Origin of the sequence: Spirosoma sp. KNUC1025, assembly GCF_045160025.1 — a bacterium.
Lineage (GTDB): Bacteria > Bacteroidota > Bacteroidia > Cytophagales > Spirosomataceae > Spirosoma.
Map to the genome: position 1 here is coordinate 172,852 of NZ_CP087140.1, position 21,927 is coordinate 194,778.

Sequence of the window (21,927 nt, forward strand, 5' to 3'; positions counted from 1 at the left end):
TGAGCTAAACCGGTTCGGATGAAGATGACCGGCAAACCGTAGGGACTTACTTCGTTTTACCCAACGCTTTCAGCACCTTGTCCGGCGTTATGGGCAGCGAGGTCAAACGATGCCCTGATGGCGTGGAAAATGGCGTTACTGACGGCTGCGCTGGTACCAACGATGGATACTTCGCCCAGACCTTTTACACCCATAGCGTTGACATATCGGTCCTCTTCATCAATGAATGCCACGATCATCTCGGGAATATCCGCATTGACACACACATGGTAATCCGCCAGACTGGCGTTGGTGTAGCGCGCCAGGTGCGGGTCACAGACGGTGCCCTCCATCAGGGCAGCCCCAATGCCAAAAATACTGCCACCCATCACTTGAGAGCGGGCCGTCCGGGAATTGAGAATACGCCCGGCGGCTACGACACTCACCCAGCGCGTCACGTGCACGGTACCCAGATCGGTATCTACCTGAACCTCGCAGAAGTGAGCACTGAAGGAGTGCATCGAGTGGCCAGCCGCGTCGTCCTTTTTGGCGTTGGGCGTGTTCAGCGTGGCCTTGGGCGACTCATAGCTGCTGCCGTAATGACCAGTGGCGACGCCCTCTACATCGTCCAGACCGATGCGCTGCATCAGGGTGGTAAAGGCTTCCCCCTTGGTCGAGTCGGTTTTCAGTTGAAGCCGACCGTTCACAGCCTCTACATCAGCAGGCTTCGCTTTGTACACGGGCGAATGCTGATCAGTAACAGCCACTTTGATGAGTTTCTGCCACACGTCCTGTGCGGCCAGGAATACCGAGGACGATACGGTACCCGCAGCCCGCGACCCACCCGACATGGCCGTAGTGGGCAAGGCACTATCGCCCAGTTCGAAGTGCACCTTTTCGGGAGGGATACCGAGTGAGTCGGCCGCTACCTGGGTGATGATGGTGTAGGTTCCTGTACCCAGGTCAGTAGCACCGGCCTGTACCAGCGCGTGGCCGTCGGCAAACAGCCGTATGCGGGCGGTGCCCTGGGCGTCATGTACCGGATACGAGCCGGAAGCCATACCCCAGCCTACCAGGTTGTTTCCCTGACGAGTAGCCCCGTTTTTTGGGTTACGCTTGCTCCATCCGAATAAGTCGGCACCCCGTTCGTAGCACTGCTTCAGACTTTTGCTGCTCCAGGGTTTACCGGTTCCGGGGTCTTTGTCGGCGTGGTTCAGCAGTCGGATGGCAATGGGGTCCAGTCCTACCCGGTAAGCCAGATCATCCATGGCGCACTCCATAGCAAATGAGCCGGGGGCCTCGCCGGGACCACGCATGTAGGTAGACGTCATGACGTTGGCTCTGGCCAGCTTTACCGAGGCTTCAAACGTTGGACAGGCGTAGAGCATGTCCACGATTTTGCTGTTCATTTCGGCGTAGTTGTCCCAGGGCGAGGTTGTTGACGTTTTTTCGTGCAGCAGGGCCAGCAACTTGCCTTCTTTGGTCGCACCTACACGCAGCGTTTGCTCCTGATCTTCGCGGTGGCCCATGCTGGTAAACATCTGCGGACGGGTAAGCACCAGCTTTACGGGTCGGCCCACGAATTTGGCGGCCTGCACCGTCAATACGGTATGTGGCCACATCGTAAGTTTACAGCCAAATCCCCCGCCGAGATACTTATTGACTACCCGTACGTTATCAGGGGGCAGGCCTAACATCACGTACAGCGCCTTGTGCGTTGAGGCTATGGCCTGCGTGGTATCGTATACGGTTACACGGTCAGCGGCCTCCCAGTGGGCAATCGTTGCCCCCGGTTCCATGGGGTTGTGGTGGTTGGTGACGTGCTGGCAGGTAAGTGTCAACTGGACCGGGGCTTTGGAAAAGGCTTCCTGAGCATACCCGCGCTTTGCTGGTACCTGGGCAGCTGCGCCGTCTTTGGGGGCAAATAGCTCCGCTCTGGCATCCTGGTAAGAGGCCACCGGTTGTTCAGCCACAATGGACACCTTGAGCAGCGCGGCCGCGTGCTGGGCGTGCTCCAGCGTATCGGCAATGATGATGGCTACTGGCTGTCCGGCGTAAAAAATCTGATCGGCCAGCATGGGTGTGAAGCTCATCTGCATAGCCAGTGCAATTTTCTTTTTCCCTTCGGGCGTAGCAGGTGTCTGCGCCAGCGGTGGCATATTCAGGTGCGTCAATATACCCAGCACACCCGGCAACCGTTTGGCTTCGCTGTCGTCGAAACCGGTGATGCGTCCCTTGGCGACGTCGCTGGTTTTGAACACAGCATGGACTAAGCCCGGTAGCTGATTATACTCCGCCGAGTACGTAGCCGCCCCCATCACCTTGGCCCGTCCATCGATACGAACCATAGGTTTTCCCACGACGTCTGATGAAGAGCGCTGATTAGCGAAAGTGGGGTTTTCAGTAAGATCCATACGCTTAAGAAGTAAAAAAGTAAGTCGTTGACACGGAGCAAGGGACGCCTAGGCGTTTGCCACTGTTTGGAGCGCGCGAACCAGCGTATTTTGAGCCAGGTCTACTTTAAAGGCATTTTCGCTGCGCGGTTTGGCTGTCCGGAGCGCGGCCGCAGCAGCGGCATGAAAGGTAGCCAGGCTTGCGGGGGCCCCCGTTAACACTTCCTCGGCTGCGGGGCTACGCCAGGGCTGAGCACCTACCCCTCCCAGGGCTACACGAGCCGAGTGAATGGTGCCACCTTGTATATTGAGCCCCACGGCAGCCGACGCTAGGGCGTAAGCATAGCTGGTCCGCTCGCGTACTTTCAGATAGGTCGAATGCCGGGCGTGGTTGGCCGCCGGAATGATTACGGCGACAATCAGTTCGCCCGCTTCCAGTACATGTTCACGATGCGGTGTATCGCCGGGGAGCAGGTAGAACTCGTTGATGGGCACACGGCGTTGCTGGCCTTTTTGATTTTGCAGAATCAGCACGGCATCAAAGGCCAATAGCGCCACGGCCAGATCGCCGGGGTAGCTGGTCGTGATACAGCTTTCGCTGGTGCCGAGAATGGCCATGTTATGGTTGTCGCCGGTAAGGGCAGGGCAGCCGGTGCCGGGCATACGTTTGTTACACGGAAAGGCAGGGTCGCGGAAGTAACCGCAGCGGGTGCGTTGCAGCAAATTGCCACCGATGCTGGCCATGTTGCGCAATTGCGCAGAAGCCGCCAACAGCAACGACTGTGACACGGCCGGAAACTGGCTGACGACAAACGGATTTTCACCTACGGCATTCATCCGCTCCATGGCCCCTATGCGCAGTCCGTCCCGGGTTTGCTCAATGCCCGTAAAGGGTAGACTATTGATGTCGATCAACAGCGGAGGGCTGGCCAGATTGGCCTTCATCAAATCGAGCAGTGTAGTCGCCCCAGCCAGGTACACGGCCTGTGGCTGGCCGTTCATCAGGGCCGTAGCGTCTCTGGCCGTACCAGCTTTCGCATACTGAAAATCATTCATGAGTAGCTATCGTTAAAGATGACACATAACGAACTGAGAGAGAATACGGGGCACTTACCCGCAACGGTCAGGAACGACTGAATTGAGTTACTTGCCGTGCCTTACTGGGCAGAGGCCACTTCCCGTATGGCAGCCAAAATATTGGCATACGCTCCGCATCGGCAGATATTACCACTCATCCACTCGCGACACTGGTGATCGGACGTGGCATGGCCTTCCCGAATGCAGGCCACTGCGCTCATAATCTGCCCCGGTGTGCAGTACCCGCACTGAAAGCCATCGTGCTTGAGGAAAGCTTCCTGCACAGGATGTAACCGGGCAGTCGCACTGTCATCGCCCTTTGACAGACCTTCGATGGTGGTGATGTCTTTACCCTGCTGCATGATCGCCAGCGTGAGACAAGAGGTGATGCGTTCGCCATTAACATGGACGGTACAAGCCCCGCATTGGCCATGATCGCAGCCTTTTTTTGTGCCGGTCAGGTGTAGGTATTCACGCAACGCATCGAGCAACGTCGTACGCGGTTCTGCCCGTAGCGGGTATACTCGTCCATTAATGCGTAAAGTCAGGTCTGTAGCGCCTTGCACTACCGACGAACTGGGTGCTATGTAATCTGCTTGATTCATGGGTGCCAGCGTCAGTCCAACCAAACCGGTGGTGTGTTTAAGAAAAGTGCGCCGTGAGCTATTGCCCAGGGGCTGTTTAGAGGCCATAGCGGTAGGAACGTTCGTGAATTGATGAGAAAAAACTGGGAGCCCGGTATCCCGCCAGGATAAGGGGGAGCGCCGGGCTCCCAGCCCTATTAATTGGTGGCCTTAACGTGCTTATGTTTGTTTAGCCACTCGGCTACAGCGCGGGAAAAATCGGCTACATCGATGGGGTGGCGGCTCGTGATCAGATTTCCGTCAACCACCACAGACTGATCCACTACCTGCCCGCCCGCGTTGATCAAATCAGTATGAACGTTCCAGTAACCTGTCAGCTTCCTGCCTCTCAGGATGTCGGCCGTAGCCAGCACGACCGGCGCATGGCAGATGGCCGCCACCAGTTTGCCTGACTGGTTGAATGCCTGAATAAAGGCAATGACGTCCTTGTCAAGGCGCAGGTTATCCGGGTTCCAGGCCCCGCCGGGAATGAAAATAGCGTCGTAATCATCTACCTGAATTTCATCAACCCGCCGATCCACCTTAACCCAGCCCACCGGTTGCAGATACTGGATCGCCATGATATGGTCCTTGGCCATTTCCGGCATAGTCAGCCCAAACCGGGCCGGGGCTGGGTTAGCCTTCATGGATACTACATCGACCTGCGCACCCAACGCACGGAAGTACCATACGGGTCCTAGCAGTTCGATTTCTTCGAAGCCATCGGCGGCAATGACGGCGATTTTCTGACCTGCCAACTGCTGATCATCCTCAATCGGGTCGAAGAAAAACTGGCGTAGCCCTTCGTTTCCGGGGGCGGTGAGTAGATGGGCAACGGGCAGGGCCGACACTGCCGGGGCGCTGCTCAGTTGTTGCAGCACCTCAAGTTCATGGGTGTTATTTTGTTGAGTAAGCATATATGGATTGATTTTAAAATGGATGCAGGCCAGATAAAGCGGTACGCTACTCTTGGCTTATGGGAGCGAACAATGTTAACTTATGCAGCCCCTGCTCGAAGGGCGGGTTTGTGATGGATGTATGTAAAAAATCAAGAATTGGCTCGACAGGTGGAAACACGAGGTGGGTCTGAAGGGCCTCTGGGTTGCGAAATTTCTCGTAGGTAAGAAACCTGGTTTCGACTCCTTCCAGTTGGGTAAGTTGATAAGTAATCACGCCAGCTTCGCTACGGATCGCTGGCATGGCGGCATGGTATCGTTTCGTGAACTCATCCTGGGTTCCCGGCTTGGCGTCGACGAAGAGCATCACTGTCATTGGGTTGTCGTTAGGATTGGGCTGTCTCAGCCAGTCTTGCCGGGAGAGGGGTTCCAGATCCGTCACTGAAAGATTCTCTGCAGGTGCCGTTAGGCCCACTTTTGCGAGCTGGTCAATATCTTTAGCCTGATTGCCTTCTTGCAGCGCAGCCAGTGCTTCCTGCTTTTCCCATCGCTCAATTAACCACAGTACAGAGGGGTTGTCGATTTCGGCGTAGGCTTCGGCCATCACATTGCCTTCAGTCTTCAGTGCCTGGAGTACATAAGTGCTAAGTGCCTGCCGCATTTGATTTTGATAGTCTGGTTTAACTGAGTAGGTAGTCAGTTGAACAACCGGGCTATCGACTTCCTGAGGTAACATTTTGGTACTTGATTTAGTGACAAAAGGGAAAACGCGTTAATAAAAGCTACTATGGTTTGGGCCACCCTAATCGTGTCAAAAGGAAGGCCCGACGTATAGCCAATCAACAGATTCGCCATTAGTAGACTATTTTTAGCTTCTTACAAACGTCTACCGAGGAAGTTTCAAAACTTGTGCCAACTTCTTAATGTGCTGTATATCAACATAATAAACTTTTGTGCACTTTAGAAAAACGACGACATATCGTTGAAAAGATCGAAACAGCGATATACCGTTCAAGCAGTAGACTTCGTAAGAAAAGAGGAGAAAGACCTTTGTATTTTCTGCTTTTTTTATCCTAAATTTATGTGTTGACGCTTTAGGTTATGGAAGAGCGGGCACATCTTATAGGCATATCAGTGTCCGGTTTGAGCGCCCTTTGAAGAAGGTTTGTGAAGGGATTTCTTTCGCTTGTCCTAATTTTATTCGGACGTTTTTCTGGACGGTGGTCAGGTAGGAGGGAAGGGGCTGAAAACGGCCCTTTTTGCGTTCAATAAACCCGTTCAGTTAAGTTGTTCACAATTTTTGACGGGGTAGAGGTTTGTTTGGACGAATTGGGATTGTATCGATAGAATTAGTAGTACTCGTTAAAATCAGTTTATGTAACTGATAAGAGTCAGTCAAGCTATTTACCAGAGCTTGTTTAGCGTAGAAAGTCGAAAACCCATTGCCTGGGTACTTACATTAAAAGCATTAGCTAGTTTCACCAAGAAGTCATCTTCATAGCTTTCATCTGTCTGACTTCGAATATCTATTTTGTCTTTAAGGTCATCGATTACTTTCTGGATCAGATCTAACGGCATCAAAAGTGCAGCAGCAAATGCATTAGCCTCCCGCTCCTGAACCAATTCACCAGTTGAGGAGGCTGCGTTGCGAAAGTTGAACATTGTAAAATAACGCTCTGGTGTATCAACAAACATTCCGCTACGCTGATGACCTAGTATATAATGACCCAGTTCATGGGCAATCGTAAATCGTTGTCGTTTATGACCATTCTCGGGATTAAGCCCGATAATAGATGTGCCCTTCTCTGTAATCAACACGCCAGATACTTCTTCGCCAAAATCAAACCGAATAATTTGAATACCCTTCCGTCTGGCGACTTCCTCAACATCAATTGGAGGGTACGAATAGCAGTTCGTCTCCGTCAGCAAATTCTTTGCCAACTGCTCAATCTCCTTCTGTCGCTTGTGATTCATGAGCTAAATTGTCTTGAATGTTTTGATGGAATTGCCGAATGTTCGTAAAGCTCTGATCATTTTTAATATAAATACTATCCATAACGGGTTGTAATCCGCTTGTCATTGCCGATACCTGGGCTTTACCAGGTAAAAGCTCTTTTAATTCAATGTTTAACGCATCGGCGATACGCCATAACATAAAAACAGATGGATGCTGTTTACCCTGTTCAATATTGACCAAGGAAGTTCGGCTAAGGCCCACCATAGCGGCTAAATGGGCCTGATTTAATCTTGCATTGTTCCGGGAAGTTTTTATATTATTCCCAAGCGCCAAAAAAAGCGACTTTTCGGTTGCCTCATTCATGAGGCAAAATTAGGGCTAAATAATTTAAATGTCAAGTATTAGCTAACATTTTTACAAATTTTCTCGAAATGACAGCTTGACACGTATAAAAGCTTTTTTTACTTTTGCCTTGAGAATGACGAAAGGCCAGCCTCTGGGGAGATGGCTGGCCTAGGATGGTCAGGTTTCACAAATCTTGGCGAAGATTACACCGCTAATGCGGTGATTGGAGAAACCTTGCGTCGTTTATAACGACTGACAAAGCTAATTATTTAGTCGCAGCTGTACAAACACGCTCATCTGGGTCAGATTTCCTCCGGTCGAATCAGTCAGTACCGCCAATCTAAACCTGACCTTTAAAGGCTGTACCCGGCTACTTGATTAACTATTTATGGAAAATAATCCAGTCGTTCCCAATCCACCATCTACGGAACGCTTAGCGCATGGTTTTAAACGGACCTTATTCGGTTTCCCTCCTTCATTTCGGCGGAATAGCAGTCAAGATAGGTATGGCTATTTATTCTCATCTAAAGCGGTCAGCTCGCGTATCGCTTTCTCGGAAGAGAATCGTCAGTTATTGGAAGATTTAGGGCGTTCGATGATTGAAGCTGCTACAACAGATGATCCAGCAGGCTTCAGTACCATTGACGCCGGCTATACGTACCTTGGCCAGTTTGTGGATCATGACCTGACATTCGATGTGGGTTCATCAACCGGTCAGGAGCAAGATGCCACCAAGCTGATTAATTACCGAACCCCCAATTTGGACCTGGACTCCGTATACGGAGATGGACCAGCGGTCAGTTCGTTCATGTACGATGCTGAAGGATTACGATTCTTACTGAGTACCAGCAATGCGTTCGACTTCCCTCGAAATACGGATGGGGTGGCCATTATCGGTGATCCCCGTAATAATGAAAACTTAATTGTCGGACAGATTCATGTTAGTATGCTTCGGTTTCACAACGCCGTTGTTGAACAACTCCGATTAGAAAATCCAACGGCCAAAAATGATGAGCTGTTTCGTTTAGCCCAACGGGAAGTCAGAAGGCATTATCAATGGGTTGTCTTTCACGACTATTTGCGTACGATTGTTGGCGCCGAATTGATCAACGACGTACTAACCAACGGCCCTAAGTTTTTAAAGTACCGGAAAGGCAAAAGCTTTTTTATGCCCGTTGAATTTTCGGTCGCTGCTTACCGCTTTGGCCATAGCCTGATTCGCGACCATTACCGCTTTAACTCGTTTTTCTCGAATGATTCATTCTTCAGTGCCTTTTCAATTGCTAGGCGGCCTGTTGACTCAATCTGGAATATTCACTGGCCTAGTTTCTTTGGGACTGATGCGCAACCGGCCTTAAACAAAGCCCGTAAAATTGACACGCGGGTAGCACTCAGCATGGGGAACTTACCCAGTGCCCCAGGAGCGCCTACAAACTCCTTCTTTACCGTTTTATCAGCCCGTAATTTAATCCGCAGAATGGCCTTGCGCGTGCCTACAGGTCAATTCGTGGCGAAACGCATGAAAGAGGTTCCACTTACGACCGATGAGTTGTTAAGCAGTCCCTTCCCAGCTCCAACTTCCGACCAGCAGGTCTTGCATAACCAGACCGTTCAGGCTTTGCAAGCGAAAAATGGTCTATTACTTCAGCAAACCCCGCTCTGGTACTACATTCTTAAAGAAGCTGAAATCCGACATGGGGGCAATCAATTAGGTCCCGTGGGCGGCCGGATTGTAGCCGAAGTCTTTATGCGACTGCTGGCAGAAAACGAGGATTCGTTTTTAAACGATAATGAGTGGCAACCTCGATTTGGGGCTCAAGGGCAGGATATTCCCTACCGGTTTACTGATTTATTGCGCTTTGCAGGCACTTATCCTACCCCTGGCGTAAGCTAAAGGGTCAAAACTTTTCAATTAATCTAGTTCACGTTTTTTCATCAAAATAGTAACCGGTAACGGTACATTCTCATTATGAAAGGATTTCAATTTTATCAGGATAAAGCTAACGAATGGCGGTGGCGACTACGGGATGGTAATCAGGAGATCGTCGCTGATTCGGCCGAAGGCTATGAGCAGAAAGCGGATTGTGAAAAGGGAGCTCAGCTGTTCACCACTTTAGGACCGGATGCTCCCGAAAGAAAGGTGGCTGAATTTAGCACGGTAGGTCAGGGGCCGGAATGGGAATATTTCGAGGATACCAAGCAAGAATGGCGTTGGCGCTTTCAGGCGAAAAACAATAAGGTATTAGCGGATGGGTCGGAAGGCTACGTTAGTGAGTCCAATGTCAAACGGGCTATTACGAATGTGAAATCGTTACTGCGTGAGATTGGCAATTCAGGCGGTAGTGGAGCGGGGAGCTATGTACCACCCGTTGTTGGTGGAGGAACAACCAATTCAGGTGGAGGCCGGTTTGCTTAACTAAGGTCTGGAACAAATGAATGAGTTTGACCTAATCGCCTTAGAAAGTAGCAGCGCGTTGCTTGCCCAGCGTGCTGGGATTACGGTGCTGGGCCCTTGGCAAGCGGCAGGTACTCAAGGCGTATGGATGCAGCGACTACGACTCGAATTACTAGGAGCTGCTCCAACACCTGAGCTACCCCAATTTACAGATTGGGAACTCGTCGTTGACTTTGCCCAGGACGTTTGGGGTAAGGTTCAGCTTCATCCTGCGCTAACTGATCCTGCGCTAACCGTTACCTTTGCGCACCAGCAATTTAACGGCGGGCCGCATCCCGTGTGGCCATGCCGCAATGGTCATATTTGCACCATGTCTTGGCTTCAGGGATTAGCCGGGTCCCGAAATGCCTATGTTACGGAGCCTGCCACGACTATTGAGCGCTTGTGCTGGCATGTTGCCCGGGCTCAGGAATGGTTAACGCTAGCGGCTACCAATGACCTGACTCAGCCGGGAGATCCGTTCGAGTTGCCCGATTTTAACATTGGGAAAAATGCGTTGGGTGGGGCCTTAGCCTATTACGAAGACGAAGGTTCATTTGCGCAGTGGCAACAGCATTCGGCGCGCAGTGGAATCGCTGATATCGTCGATTGGCGGGGTATCATTTTTACCCGGCGGTTCCGAGATAAGCGCAACAAAGACGTCCTTTATGAGCCTGCTTGGGGTGATGCGATTGCCCAGTTACCCGAAACGCGTAAAGCCATCTGGATTCGCCTAGACGCTGTACCCGTCGTTAATCGTTGGCAGATCCCCGTAACCGGTACTGCACTGATTGATACGATCAACCAGCAGGGCATTGATTTATTATCCCTTTTGAACCAGCCCTTAGCCGTCTTCCCAGAGCCAAACGAATGGTTATTGCTGGTGGGTATTCCCATTCCGAAGCGGATTGGTGAGGAGCCCTATCGCTACCACTGGCAAGCCCTGCAACTCTTACCCTTTGCTACTAAACTAGCGCAAAAGGCACGTGTATCGACCGTGTTAAATCGGTTGCCGTCTTCTTTACCCATCCGTTGGCAACCAATCGCCGAAAACTGGCATCCAGATTATTTACAAAACCGGGGACGGTTAAGCTCTCAGTTAAGCAGCGCGCGGGTGGTGTTATTGGGAGCGGGATCGCTAGGCAGTGTTCTTGCAGAGCAGTTAGTCCGTATGGGTGTTCAGCACCTGACAATTATCGATCCTGAACCCTTTGAACCCGGAAACTTAGTTCGTCATACTTTAAGTCTTTCGGATGTATATACCCCCAAAGTGTTGGCTTTAGCTGCACGATTAAATCAGGTGAATCCATCCGCCCAGAGTTATCGGCCAAGTCCTCGCTCTACCGACTGCTGATTCCCTTGTCGAAGATGTATTCCGAGAAGCGACCCTAGTTATTGATGCTACTGCTAACGATAACGTTTTAAAGGCTATGCCGCTGCAAGGCTTACCTGCCTCGGTTCCCTTTATTAGCTGCTCGTTAGGGTTAAATGCCGATCGGTTGTTTTTTTATGCAGCGTTAAGCGAGCAGTTCAGTTGGGATCAATTCAATCAATGGTTTAGTCCTTACCGGGTAGAAGAAAATCAAAAAGCCCTTGACTTAGAACTACCCCGTGGCGTGGGTTGCTGGCATGCTTTAGTACCTGCCCGATTGAACCGCATTACCGGGCTAGCCTGTTGGGCGGTGGACCTAATCGAGCAACTCTATTTGGATGCTTTTTCATCTCCAGTGGAATTAGTTTATTCGTGGCCTAGGACAGTGATTCAACACTCTTCAATAGAATTGGTCGCATGAGTTTGCTATTATGTTCGATGGACGGGGGGCAATGTTTGTTGTTAACGCAGGAAGTAACTTCTTGCATCGTCCAGTACGCAACCAAATGGCATCCACTTGAAACGGGGGGTATTTTGCTGGGTCATTATGATTCGAATGGTCGACTCGCTACCGTCCATGTAGCCGGTGCGCCCCCGCCAGATTCCAAACATGGGCTCATGACTTTTGTGCGAGGTATCATCGGTGTAGCGGAGTTAGTCGAATGGGGGGCTATGCAGTCTAGTCCGCTTCATTATGTCGGGGAATGGCACACGCACCCTAGTGGGAATCCAAAGCCTAGCAATACGGATCGCCAACAAATGTACGATTTCGTCCAACAAGGCCTATATGGTGTTAGAACGCCTATTTTATTAGTCATAGGTGGCACACCCGTTCATAAATTAAAGTGGCAGGCAGCTGTGTTTGGAAAAGATGATTTTTACGTTAGCCTGAATTTGCTGTAGCAACGTCTCAAGCGTAGCTTGTAATTTCTGCAATTTCTAACTTGCTTGGTTTTATCAGTTAACTTTTTGCTGACTGACCAGAATCCATTCTAATTCTTAATATTTTGCTATTGTTATAGAGTCTGCGTTCGAAGTTATAGTCCATGAGCGGTTTGTACCGCTTTTTTCGTTTATTACGACTCTATTGAGATTCATTTTTCGTTTATGCAATTCTCTGAATTAATTGGTAAGTTGGAATCAATCCATTCCCAACTTAGCCATCAGGCTGTCCGGCAAGCTGACCAATTGTTGACTCTTCGCAACTACTTGTTTGGCTTTTATATTGTTGAGTTCGAGCAACATGGTACGGATCGCGCTGCCTACGGCCAGCAACTGCATAAGCGCCTATCCGCTGAACTACAGAAGTATTCTATAAAAGGAGTGTCGGATCGATCCTTACGGCAATATCGCCAGTTCTATCTAACCTATCCTCAAATTTGGCAGACGCTGTCTGCCAAATTCAAACTACCTGATTTCGAGATGATTCGCCAGGTAGACGTACTAAGTACTGCGAGTACTGCTCAGGACATACCAATGCTTGATTCATCTCTCTTGTTGGATAGACTGACCTACTCGCATTTTGTTGAACTGCTAAAAGTGGACAATCCATTACTGCGCCGTTTTTATGAAGTCGAAGCGCTCAAAAACAATTGGAAGGTCCATGAACTGAACCGGGCAATTACGACGCTACTCGCTGAACGTACCAGCCTGTCAACAGATAAAGCAGCTGTAATTGCTCGCATACAGGAGAATCAACCGACTGGAATGGAGGATCTAATTCGAAATCCATACCTACTGGAGTTTCTAGGCTTACAGGAAAAAGCAGAGTATACAGAGAATGATCTCGAAAAAGCCATCATTGATAATTTGCAAGAATTCTTACTGGAGTTGGGGAGAGGGTTTTGTTTTGAGGCCCGGCAAAAGCGGATCAGTTTCGGTAATCGTCATTACCGAATCGACTTGGTTTTTTACCACCGGATATTAAAATGTCACGTGCTAATTGATCTTAAAATCGGCGAGTTTGACCATGCCGACGCTGGTCAGATGACCGTTTACCTCAATTACTATAAAGCAAATGAAATGAGTGTTGGTGACAATCCCCCAGTTGGCATTATTTTATGTGCTAGTAAAGATAACGCGTTAGTGGAATACGCTACGAGTGGCATGGCCAATGAAGTTTTCGTATCGCAATACCTAGCTGAGTTGCCCGATAAGGACCAGCTGAAAGCGCTAATCGAACGAGAAAGCCTGGATTTCGGTGGTGAATAATACTTTATTTCAGAATACTTCTAAGATACCACCAAAGGAATTTGTTAATTATCAGCCAACATCAGGATTTAAGAGCCTTCAATTTAATTAACTTGCCTTTTATTATCATTTATTAAAGCCTATATCTGTAAGGATAAGGCATAAGTTGGGGCCTGTCTACGCTTCCAAACAGAAAAGTCAATAAATCTACATCCGGTAAAAACGTTCATACTGAATGAGTGGTATTGTACAGCAGAGAGATGATTCAGATCCAGGAGATGAAACCATTCGTAACTTTCGCTACCAATTTGGGTACGGAGCAATCCTGCTGCTCTCGGCTCTTCGGCGTAAAACGAACTACATTTCAATGTGGTGCGAACACTACGAAGATCTGATCTGCGAACGGAGTGATGGTTTTTTTGACTGCTACCAAATAAAAACCAGCACGCCAGAAAATGGACATCTTAAGTTAACTACTGATTCCGTAAAGAAATCGATTAAGCGATTCGTTACACTGAATACGCGCTTTGGGAGCGACATAGTAACTATGTGCATCGTTTCCAACACAGAATTCTTAGATAGTGAGCAGGCAGACAAAATTGCTACTTGTCCGGGTCGTTTTCTAGAAGCAATACGTAATGCAGCCAGTTCGGATGGTATCGATGTAATGTTTTCTAAAGCCTTTGATGCATTAAAAAGCCATTGTGAATGCGACGCAGAAAGCTTGTTTACTACCCTTAAAAAAGTTGATTTGTGCGTTGGTCCCGGTCGTCAAAGTTTTGAGACCGATATTGCCTACAATCATGTACCGAAGGTTGAAGGATGTGAGAAGTGCACTATTTCAACAACCGCGGCCATTACGGATGACCTTATCTCGAAAGTATTCGGTGCTTCGTCATTAAAGAGTAATAATCCAGACATGCACTTACACTCCTATTTCAGCCGCACTGAAATCGACCCTCGATTATTGGGAAAACGTATCCTGATCGAAGAAGCCAGTTCAATCATTAAAAAGCATACCGCTAATCACTTTAGATATTTGCAGGGGTCAGGTTCATTAGTCGTTGCAGCAGGCAATCGCGACCTTACCAAATTGGCCAAAAAGCTAACCAATGGTGGCCTGAGTGACTATGTTACCACTTTACAGCGCAAAACATTAGCTACCGAGAAACGATTACTTGAGGCACCGCCCAAGAAACTCTTGGATCTAATCGACCAATTAGAAAGCGTTGTTCAAAGCGAATGCGATGAAGCGTACTTGAATGCTAAATACGACGACAGACCAACTGGCGAAGTTATGCTTATGGACGTTTATAAACGTCTCCGAAAAATTGCGGATAATCGTCCATCAGATGTATTTAGCGAGCCTTATGATACATTGATTGGCTTTGCCGGTCTATTGACGAGTGACTGCAAAGTGTGGTGGAGTGAAAAGTTCGACATTAATCAATGATGGCAATGAGTCTACGCTTACTAAAAGCTGCTGCTGCAACTGAGAATATGGACGACTTTCATTTAAGCCGGCTACTCCTATTACTGAGGGCATTTGATACACCTAGGAAACGGCATAGTGTGCAGGGAATTATGAAGCTAGCTAAGTTTGATTTTCTACTTCGCTACCCAACCTGCCTGAAACGAGCATTGGAAGCTGTCGATAAGAGCGAGGAATTACTACAAATGGGTGAGTATGAGACGATGAACGTAGAAGCAAAGATGATCCGATTTCGGTATGGACCTTGGGATGGTCGATACCGACGCTGGATTGGCCTATTAGCTGCTAGAGGTCTAGTCGAAACCTATATAGAAAAAAACACTATTCACGTCAATATTACAGACAAGGGTAAAGCCGTTGCGGACCAATTCAGTCAAGAAGAGGAATTTAAGCTTATTGCCCAGCGAAGTCAACTTATCTATAAGTACTTCAATAAACTGTCAGCTACCGCTATAAAAGACTTTATCTATAAAGTATTCCCTGAGATAAAGACTATTAAATGGGGTGATGAAATACAACTATGAAATTTTTTGTAAGCGCCTTGACCTTGCGTTTTAAATTATCAACCGAGGTTATTGAATTTAGCCGTTTAACATATTTCTATGGACAAATGGGTGCTGGGAAATCCAGCATTGCCCGCTTGGTCGATTATTGCTTGGGGGGTAAGCTGGATCTTACCCCAGCCTTCCAACAAGAGTTTGTCAGTGCAGGCTTAGCATTAACGGTCAATGATAAACCTGTATTCATCTACCGTCAGCGTAGTTCAGACCGTGTCGAAGTCTCATGGGGTGAGCCCGGTATTGAAAGTTCAATTGTGTTACCCGCTCGGGCGGCTGACGGAGAAGTTCTAGCAGGTACTGGCGTAGAAAACCTATCTGATTTAATTTTCTATATCGCTGGCATAACACCACCCCGTGTCAGAAAAAGTAAATTATCTGAAGATAGCGAACTCATACGGCTGAGCTTAAGAGACTACTTGTGGTATTGCTATCTTGACCAAGACACAATTGATAGTGCCTTTTTTCATTTAGAATCTGAAGCTCATACACAGAAACGGTTAAAGAGTAGGGATGTAATGCGTTCTATTCTAGGTTACCATCAAGAAGCTGTCGCACAATTAGAAGCGGAATCATTACGTGTACGAGAAGCAAAAAACGTGCTACGCTCAGGCGCTAAACTTTTGAAAGAAACATTGACAAATAATGATGTTACTTCTAAGGAAGATATAAATGAAAAAGTTCTTCTACTAACCAAAAATCTAAACGATGTAAAAAACTACATTACAACGTTACGCGCTGACATTCAGCGAGCAAATGTATCGCATATTGTAGATAGTCTGAAAGAGGAAGCCAGACAGCTATCAAAAGAAGTTGAGGAGACAAAAGAGGCTATCGAAGCAGTTAACAAGCTCATCGACGACAACACTACTCATTTAAACGAGATCAAGTCGTTAAAAATAAAGTATCAACGAGGACTATCAGCCCGTTATGTATTAAGTAATGTCCAGTTTGAATCCTGTCCAAGGTGTACGCAAACGCTTCCCGCCCGACCAGTAGACATCTGTCCAGTATGTAATCAAGTAGAGCCGTCAGCAGAATCCAGCAAAATGGATGCATCGCTGATTCAAAAGGACGCCGACTCGAGAATTAGTGAACTGTCCGAAATCATTGGAAACTATGAGCAGCAGGTGCGTCGTCTATATACCTACTACGATGAACAGATAGCCGCCAAACGTTTAACAGATCGAAAAATTACTGATGAAATGCAGCGTTATGACTCTGCTTACTTGGCAACAGTACTTGAATACGAACGTCGCAGTATAGAAATTGAACAGAGAATAAAGGAACTAACCCGATCGCTTCAACTCTTCAAGCGTGTGGATGAACAACTGGCTCGGGCTGATCAATTGGAAATTAAGGAAAGAAATATTCGTGAGCAGCTAAAAGAAGCCCGTGTTGCCGCTGAAAAAGATGTTCAGAACATTAGAAAGCTGGAACGGTATTTTCTAGAATACCTTATTAAAGCCGGTGTACCAGGAATCCGGATCGAGGACAAAGTTCAAGTTTCAACCTCAACTTTTTTGCCTTTGGTAGCCCCTGAAGGTGGTGAAGATGTTGCCGTAACCTCTTTCAGTAATTTAAGTAGTGGAGGTAAAAAGGTACTTTTCAAATGTTGTTATGCATTAGCAATTCACCGTCTAGCCATCGAGACGGACGCATCTCTGCCTACTTTTCTGATTATTGATTCTCCGATGAAAAATATAAGCGAGAGAGAGAACGCTGAGGTCTTTCAACAGTTCCACAACTTAGTTTATGATCTAGCAGCCAATGATCTTGATCAAACTCAGTTTATTTTTATCGACAAAGAGTATTGTGAACCAGAAAAGTCACTAAACTTATCTGTTGCAACTCGTCATATGACTCCAGATGACAGTAAATATCCACCACTCATCAAGTATTATCGTGGACACTAGTGTTTGTGATCTAAATCCATAATGAAAGAGAACATAATAATCTTTGCAAAAACATAAAGTGAAGAATTATGATCAGGATAGATTCAAAATTTAATATTAGCCGTATAGAGGAAGCCTATAACGTGCTAACAAATGACCCTGATATTGACATAATAATTTCGAAAGGTACTTCTCAAATCGACTTTGGGTTGGTTCCCGCTATAATTCAATTTATTTGTACGTGGTATTCTAAAAGCGTTACCAGCAAATTAGTTATTGATATTATCGATAAGGATGAATTAGGTGAAATATATAAACTAGATTTTTTCTTTCCAGCGATAGTATATTGTTGGCAAAAAATTATTGTAGACAGAAATAATAACGATTTAAAACCATATTTAAGAGAACTTAATGATGAGCAACATCAAATAATGAAAAAACAATTACCAGGTGGAGGCCCAAAGGTTTCATTGGTGTGCTTTGATCATTTATCGATAAAAAAGGGACTTTTAAACGCATTTTATATTGATGATTCTTTTATCAATGATGAAATTCAATTTAGCTATGCAATTGATAGAGCCGTTAAAAAAGTTCTCATATTTAACAGAGAACTTACTATGAATAATATACGGCCAATATACACGGATATAATTGGCATTATATATGAATTAATGAAAAATACAAATGACTGGGCAAGGACTGATAGATTTAATAAACCAATAAATCCTAATACTAGAGGCTTATACCTAAAATTTCATAAGAAGCGTAGAAATACATATTTAAATGGTTATGAAAAGCATGCAGGATTAAAAGATTTCTTTTCCTCAAATAATTTTTTAACTAGTGATCTTGATGAGCTATATTTTATTGAGCTATCAGTATATGATTCAGGAGTTGGATTTGTTCAAAAATTCAAACCAGAAATATTAAATTATGTAAATGAATATGATCAAGTTAATATAATTAAGCAATGTTTATTGAAAAATAATACTTCTGCGGTAGGAATTGAAAAAACAAAAAAAGGGAAAGGGTTAGATAGAATAATGAAAATTCTTGACAATAAAGGATTTTTATGGCTTAGAACGAGTAATGTATCTATTTTTAGAAATTTTATTCAAGATAGATATATAGAAAATGATAATTATGAAGAAATAACCTTGAATGATTGGTTTACAAATTCTTCAGTCGATTTTTCAAGCTTGAAATCTGTGAAAGGGAGTGTAATAACACTTGTTTATCCAATTTCAAATACCACACATGCCTAATTTCTACATATACCCAGCCACGTACGAAAAAGATAATACATATAATGAGCAAATATTGTGCTCAGTTACAATTCTGTTTTGTGATAGAGACAATATTGAAGAGGCTAATCTTCAGTTTGAAATAAAGCAATTTTACGAATCAAATTATCAGACAGATGAAATATTTGTCATTGGTGGTGAGTTTAACTTTCCGCGGTTAAATGAAGTATTCGTTGAAAAACAATTAGAAACCTTCAAGGATATTCCGAAACTACAATCAGATCATTTAGCACAAAGTGTTTTTCTATTTACTTTCAACCAAGATGGAAAACTACAGTGCAGAAATAAAACTGATTTTTTTGAAGAAAGTACATTAAATAAACTAATAAATCAAGGTTTAATAAATATATTTAAATTAAGGGGGGGTTGATTGAAGCCACAGGAGGAGCGCATCATTTTGTATTCCCTTCAGGCAAGCACTGCAATAAATTTTTAAGAACTGGAAACATATTGCTTCATAGTTCGGAAATTTACTTTATAGCTTTTTGCCTTCTTCCTAGATTGAGGAACGAAGAACATAAACAGATCTTTTGTGATACGTCTTCAATAAACACTTTAGCTTTTGCACTATTGGATCTGAAAAAAAAGCTCATAGGCGATAGCTTTAAATCAATACCCGTTCAGAGTTTTTCTTCGTACGAAGGGCTTTTCTCTAAAACAGTGCGTTTTTTCAATAATTCGCTGATACTAATTTCGGCTTCAACATCAGGAAATATAATTAATGAGCTAATTCAACATGATGAGAGTATTAATACTTCAAATATAGTTATACTTTACTATTTAGGAACAGATAGAAATTACAAAAAGCATCATTCACATATTATTTGTAATTTAACAAATAACAAATCAAATACATCTGGATTTGATTTGTACAATACGTATAGTAGTACGGATTGTATATATTGTAAAGAGGGATCTTATCCAGTTGAAATAAAAGGTGATATCTTTTTACTCGAAAAACCTAAAATAAATAGAGTAACTATAAATGTTACTGATGCCCCGAAAAAGCTATCAAACTTTGTTAATCAATTTAAATCGAGTAATGGAAATTCTAATGTCCTAAAAGTTAATTATAAAGAAAATTCACAAATTACAAATAAGTATGAGGTATACTTTGATATGCATTATGTTTTGAGCGCTATTCAAAGTTCGACGGCCCATAGAACTTATTCGGATTACAAAAAGAAGTTATATGACTACATCAATCAATATATACCAAGTAATACTAGATATTTAATAACTCTACCAGATGAAGGCTCTGATAAATTAGGGGAAATTATTTTGAATCAAATAAAACAAAATTATAGATCAAATAAATTGCCTCAAATTGTAAGATTTGATGATGTTCTATATGATATTAAGGATGAAGGCTTAGAAGGAGCAGCTGTTATAATTGGCTCTTGTATTTCAAATGGTAAAAATTTATTGTATCTAAGTAGAACATTGCGACCCTTCGAGAAATTAAGATTAATTTATTTTATTGGCTTAACCAGGTCTGAAAATGTTGACTATTTAAACTTTCTTAAAAGTAATTTAAAACAGGGTTTTTATGGAAAGGAAACTAATTCATTCATTGAGGTAGAAAGTTTTTTCATGACAAAAGACTCAAAAAACACGAGTTGGGTAAATGAAAAAGATTTTTTAGCTGATATAACTTATTTTATTGAGGATAAAAATATGCCTTTGGCTAAAGAATATTTTTATCAAAGAATTGAGCTGATAAATGATAGTCAAGGTAACCAGGCTAGAGGTTTAGCTAATAATTTATTCTACCCTAACACTTCTGATGAGCAACTAACTCTCAGAAAGGGGTTTGCGTTTTTTAACTTTTCTAATTATGTATCAGATGTAAGTCAGGCAGATGTTTATTTTACAATCTCTTCAGTTTTGAATAATTTAAGAAATGCAGATGAACATTCTCATTGCCTTAAACAAAGTGAATATGTTAGAAATGTAATAGATCCCGGAAATTTCAATCGCTATAATGATGGAATTATCCAAGCAAGCATTTTACGGAGCGCTAAGATTAGTGAGTTATCTTACCATATTGATGAAAATCTAAGTAGCAATATGAAGTCTATTCTAGATAAAATAATTGATGAGCACAAAAGCCCTCAAGGTGAAGCTTTAATAGAGTTTTTATATGCTATAGCAATAAAAAAACTAATATTAAAGAAAGAACATTTAGCTGAATTAACAAAAAAACTGGATGCTATCAGAAATAGCTATTTAGTGGAGGCATTTAATTACATTATAAAAGCTTATATTTTGGCTAAATAGGGATATTTATACTCTATAGCTTATCATCAAGTCTCTTCACACTCATGGCTAAAAACTCTTGACCTCGCCGGGTACGATAGCCCATTTGATTTAAACGTTCGGCAATGGCCCGGTAAGTCAACCCTTCTTTCCGGTAAAGACGAATCAATTCAGCTGCTTGCCGATTGGCTAAATTCATCTGAGCATTTTGTTGACGGACTGCTAACCCTCGACTTGTTACTTCAGGAGTAATGTTTGGCATGCCTAGTTTATAGCCCCGAGCTTTCTTTGCGATTAGGGCCGCTCGGGTGCGTTCGCCGATTAGCTCCCGTTCATGCTGAGCTAACACGGCCATAATGCCTACGGTAAGGGTGTTGGCATCGGGAATGTCACAGGCCACAAAGTCGACTTCGGAATTACGCAACGAAAAGATAAATGACACATTCCGGCTGAGCCGGTCTAACTTGGCAATGAGCAGTCGCGCTTTGTTTTGTTTAGCATGGGCAATAGCCGCAGCCAGTTGGGGCCGATCGGCTCGTTTTCCTGACTCGACTTCAATAAATTCATCGAGCAGTTCATCGCCCACTTTAAGGAAGCGTTGGACAATGTCCTGTTGGGCCGATAGCCCTAATCCACTCTTGCCTTGGCTAGCGGTGGAAACGCGGTAGTAAGGAACATATTTCATCGAGTGTTAAGACGTATATAGGTTAGGGTTGAAAAGGGGATCGAAAACACTACTTTTCTTCCCTTTCCAAATAAAATTTGGCTTGCTTTAAATGCTCTTCAGCCAGAGATAAACAAAAATAGGTGTTTGTAACATTTTCACAACGTGCGTTGTGAAAATGTTACAAGCTCGTAATTACGCTGAGAGGACTGTCTTTTTTTATAGCAACCAAGTTTTTCGGCTATATTTCGGTAACCCTCTCCATCATCCATGGCCGCACTCTTGTTCAAAGCTCAACTCGTCAACCAGGCAGGTGTACCCACAGCCGAGTTCGCTCGCATACTATTTGGCGTTGACTCACCAGAAGAAAAAGAGAAAACGTTTCGGGCTATTTGTAAAACGGCTTACCCCCAACTGCGTATTCAGGAGCCGTTGAGCATTTCACCCGCTAATCTTGACTGAGTTTTATTGCCCATTCATGCGTGTCCAA

Annotated in this window: 21 protein-coding genes; 13 read left to right on the forward strand and 8 right to left on the reverse strand. The window is 44.9% G+C overall.

Annotation, left to right across the window (positions count from 1 at the left end):
• Nucleotides 1-56: 56 nt before the first annotated feature.
• The 7 genes from LN737_RS31615 to LN737_RS31645 all read right to left on the reverse strand — a co-directional run bounded on the left by LN737_RS31615 (nt 57) and on the right by LN737_RS31645 (nt 7,288).
• Nucleotides 57-2,393 (reverse strand): xanthine dehydrogenase family protein molybdopterin-binding subunit, encoded by a 2,337-nt coding sequence (locus LN737_RS31615; protein ID WP_231780008.1) that lies wholly within the window; start codon nt 2,391-2,393, stop codon nt 57-59.
• Nucleotides 2,394-2,441: 48 nt separating this feature from the next.
• Nucleotides 2,442-3,428: a xanthine dehydrogenase family protein subunit M gene (locus tag LN737_RS31620; protein ID WP_231780009.1), complete on the reverse strand. Its 987-nt coding sequence runs from the start codon at nt 3,426-3,428 to the stop codon at nt 2,442-2,444.
• A 101-nt stretch (nt 3,429-3,529) separates the two neighbouring features.
• Nucleotides 3,530-4,141, reverse strand: a complete 612-nt coding sequence (locus LN737_RS31625) for a (2Fe-2S)-binding protein (RefSeq protein WP_231780010.1) — start codon at nt 4,139-4,141, stop codon at nt 3,530-3,532.
• An 89-nt stretch (nt 4,142-4,230) separates the two neighbouring features.
• A complete protein-coding gene (locus LN737_RS31630) occupies nt 4,231-4,989 on the reverse strand; it encodes a DJ-1/PfpI/YhbO family deglycase/protease (RefSeq protein WP_231780011.1) in 759 nt (252 codons plus the stop codon).
• Between the two features lie 46 nt (nt 4,990-5,035).
• On the reverse strand, nt 5,036-5,704 hold the full coding sequence (locus tag LN737_RS31635; protein ID WP_231780012.1) for a putative quinol monooxygenase: 669 nt from the start codon (nt 5,702-5,704) through the stop codon (nt 5,036-5,038).
• A 668-nt stretch (nt 5,705-6,372) separates the two neighbouring features.
• Nucleotides 6,373-6,942: an ImmA/IrrE family metallo-endopeptidase gene (locus tag LN737_RS31640; protein ID WP_231780013.1), complete on the reverse strand. Its 570-nt coding sequence runs from the start codon at nt 6,940-6,942 to the stop codon at nt 6,373-6,375.
• Nucleotides 6,914-7,288, reverse strand: a complete 375-nt coding sequence (locus tag LN737_RS31645) for a helix-turn-helix domain-containing protein (protein ID WP_231780014.1) — start codon at nt 7,286-7,288, stop codon at nt 6,914-6,916. Before LN737_RS31645 ends, LN737_RS31640 begins: the two co-directional genes overlap by 29 nt.
• A gap of 370 nt (nt 7,289-7,658) precedes the next feature.
• Between LN737_RS31645 and LN737_RS31650 the strand changes: the two genes are divergently transcribed.
• From LN737_RS31650 to LN737_RS31705, 12 genes are all read left to right on the forward strand, one after another.
• Nucleotides 7,659-9,164 (forward strand): heme peroxidase family protein, encoded by a 1,506-nt coding sequence (locus LN737_RS31650; RefSeq protein ID WP_231780015.1) that lies wholly within the window; start codon nt 7,659-7,661, stop codon nt 9,162-9,164.
• Between the two features lie 75 nt (nt 9,165-9,239).
• Nucleotides 9,240-9,686, forward strand: a complete 447-nt coding sequence (locus LN737_RS31655) for a YegP family protein (protein ID WP_231780016.1) — start codon at nt 9,240-9,242, stop codon at nt 9,684-9,686.
• A gap of 16 nt (nt 9,687-9,702) precedes the next feature.
• Nucleotides 9,703-11,058 (forward strand): ThiF family adenylyltransferase, encoded by a 1,356-nt coding sequence (locus LN737_RS31660; RefSeq protein WP_231780017.1) that lies wholly within the window; start codon nt 9,703-9,705, stop codon nt 11,056-11,058.
• A gap of 76 nt (nt 11,059-11,134) precedes the next feature.
• Nucleotides 11,135-11,497 carry a hypothetical protein gene (locus tag LN737_RS31665; protein ID WP_231780018.1) on the forward strand — a complete coding sequence of 121 codons (363 nt, stop codon included), beginning with the start codon at nt 11,135-11,137 and terminating at the stop codon, nt 11,495-11,497.
• Nucleotides 11,494-11,979, forward strand: coding sequence for a Mov34/MPN/PAD-1 family protein (locus LN737_RS31670; RefSeq protein WP_405520647.1), 486 nt, complete (start codon nt 11,494-11,496; stop codon nt 11,977-11,979). Before LN737_RS31665 ends, LN737_RS31670 begins: the two co-directional genes overlap by 4 nt.
• Before the next feature lie 204 nt (nt 11,980-12,183).
• Complete coding sequence (locus tag LN737_RS31675; RefSeq protein WP_231780019.1) at nt 12,184-13,287, forward strand: YhcG family protein; 1,104 nt, start codon at nt 12,184-12,186, stop codon at nt 13,285-13,287.
• Nucleotides 13,288-13,501: 214 nt separating this feature from the next.
• Entirely contained in the window at nt 13,502-14,719 is a 1,218-nt protein-coding gene (locus LN737_RS31680; protein WP_231780020.1) for a dsDNA nuclease domain-containing protein, read from the forward strand.
• 5 nt (nt 14,720-14,724) lie between these two features.
• Entirely contained in the window at nt 14,725-15,282 is a 558-nt protein-coding gene (locus LN737_RS31685; protein ID WP_405520650.1) for a hypothetical protein, read from the forward strand.
• Nucleotides 15,279-17,231 carry a hypothetical protein gene (locus tag LN737_RS31690; protein WP_231780022.1) on the forward strand — a complete coding sequence of 651 codons (1,953 nt, stop codon included), beginning with the start codon at nt 15,279-15,281 and terminating at the stop codon, nt 17,229-17,231. Before LN737_RS31685 ends, LN737_RS31690 begins: the two co-directional genes overlap by 4 nt.
• Nucleotides 17,232-17,299: 68 nt before the next feature.
• The gene (locus LN737_RS31695) at nt 17,300-18,475 is read left to right on the forward strand and encodes a hypothetical protein (protein ID WP_231780023.1); all 1,176 of its coding nucleotides are present in this window, start codon (nt 17,300-17,302) and stop codon (nt 18,473-18,475) included.
• Nucleotides 18,468-18,884: a hypothetical protein gene (locus tag LN737_RS31700; protein ID WP_231780024.1), complete on the forward strand. Its 417-nt coding sequence runs from the start codon at nt 18,468-18,470 to the stop codon at nt 18,882-18,884. Before LN737_RS31695 ends, LN737_RS31700 begins: the two co-directional genes overlap by 8 nt.
• The gene (locus LN737_RS31705; RefSeq protein WP_231780025.1) at nt 18,881-20,794 is read left to right on the forward strand and encodes a hypothetical protein; all 1,914 of its coding nucleotides are present in this window, start codon (nt 18,881-18,883) and stop codon (nt 20,792-20,794) included. Before LN737_RS31700 ends, LN737_RS31705 begins: the two co-directional genes overlap by 4 nt.
• A gap of 13 nt (nt 20,795-20,807) precedes the next feature.
• Here LN737_RS31705 and LN737_RS31710 read toward each other — a convergent pair whose 3' ends face one another.
• Nucleotides 20,808-21,458, reverse strand: coding sequence for a recombinase family protein (locus LN737_RS31710; protein WP_231780026.1), 651 nt, complete (start codon nt 21,456-21,458; stop codon nt 20,808-20,810).
• Nucleotides 21,459-21,707: 249 nt separating this feature from the next.
• On the opposite strand from LN737_RS31710, the gene LN737_RS31715 reads away from it, so the two are divergent.
• On the forward strand, nt 21,708-21,899 hold the full coding sequence (locus tag LN737_RS31715; protein WP_231780027.1) for a hypothetical protein: 192 nt from the start codon (nt 21,708-21,710) through the stop codon (nt 21,897-21,899).
• The last annotated feature ends 28 nt before the right edge of the window (nt 21,900-21,927 follow it).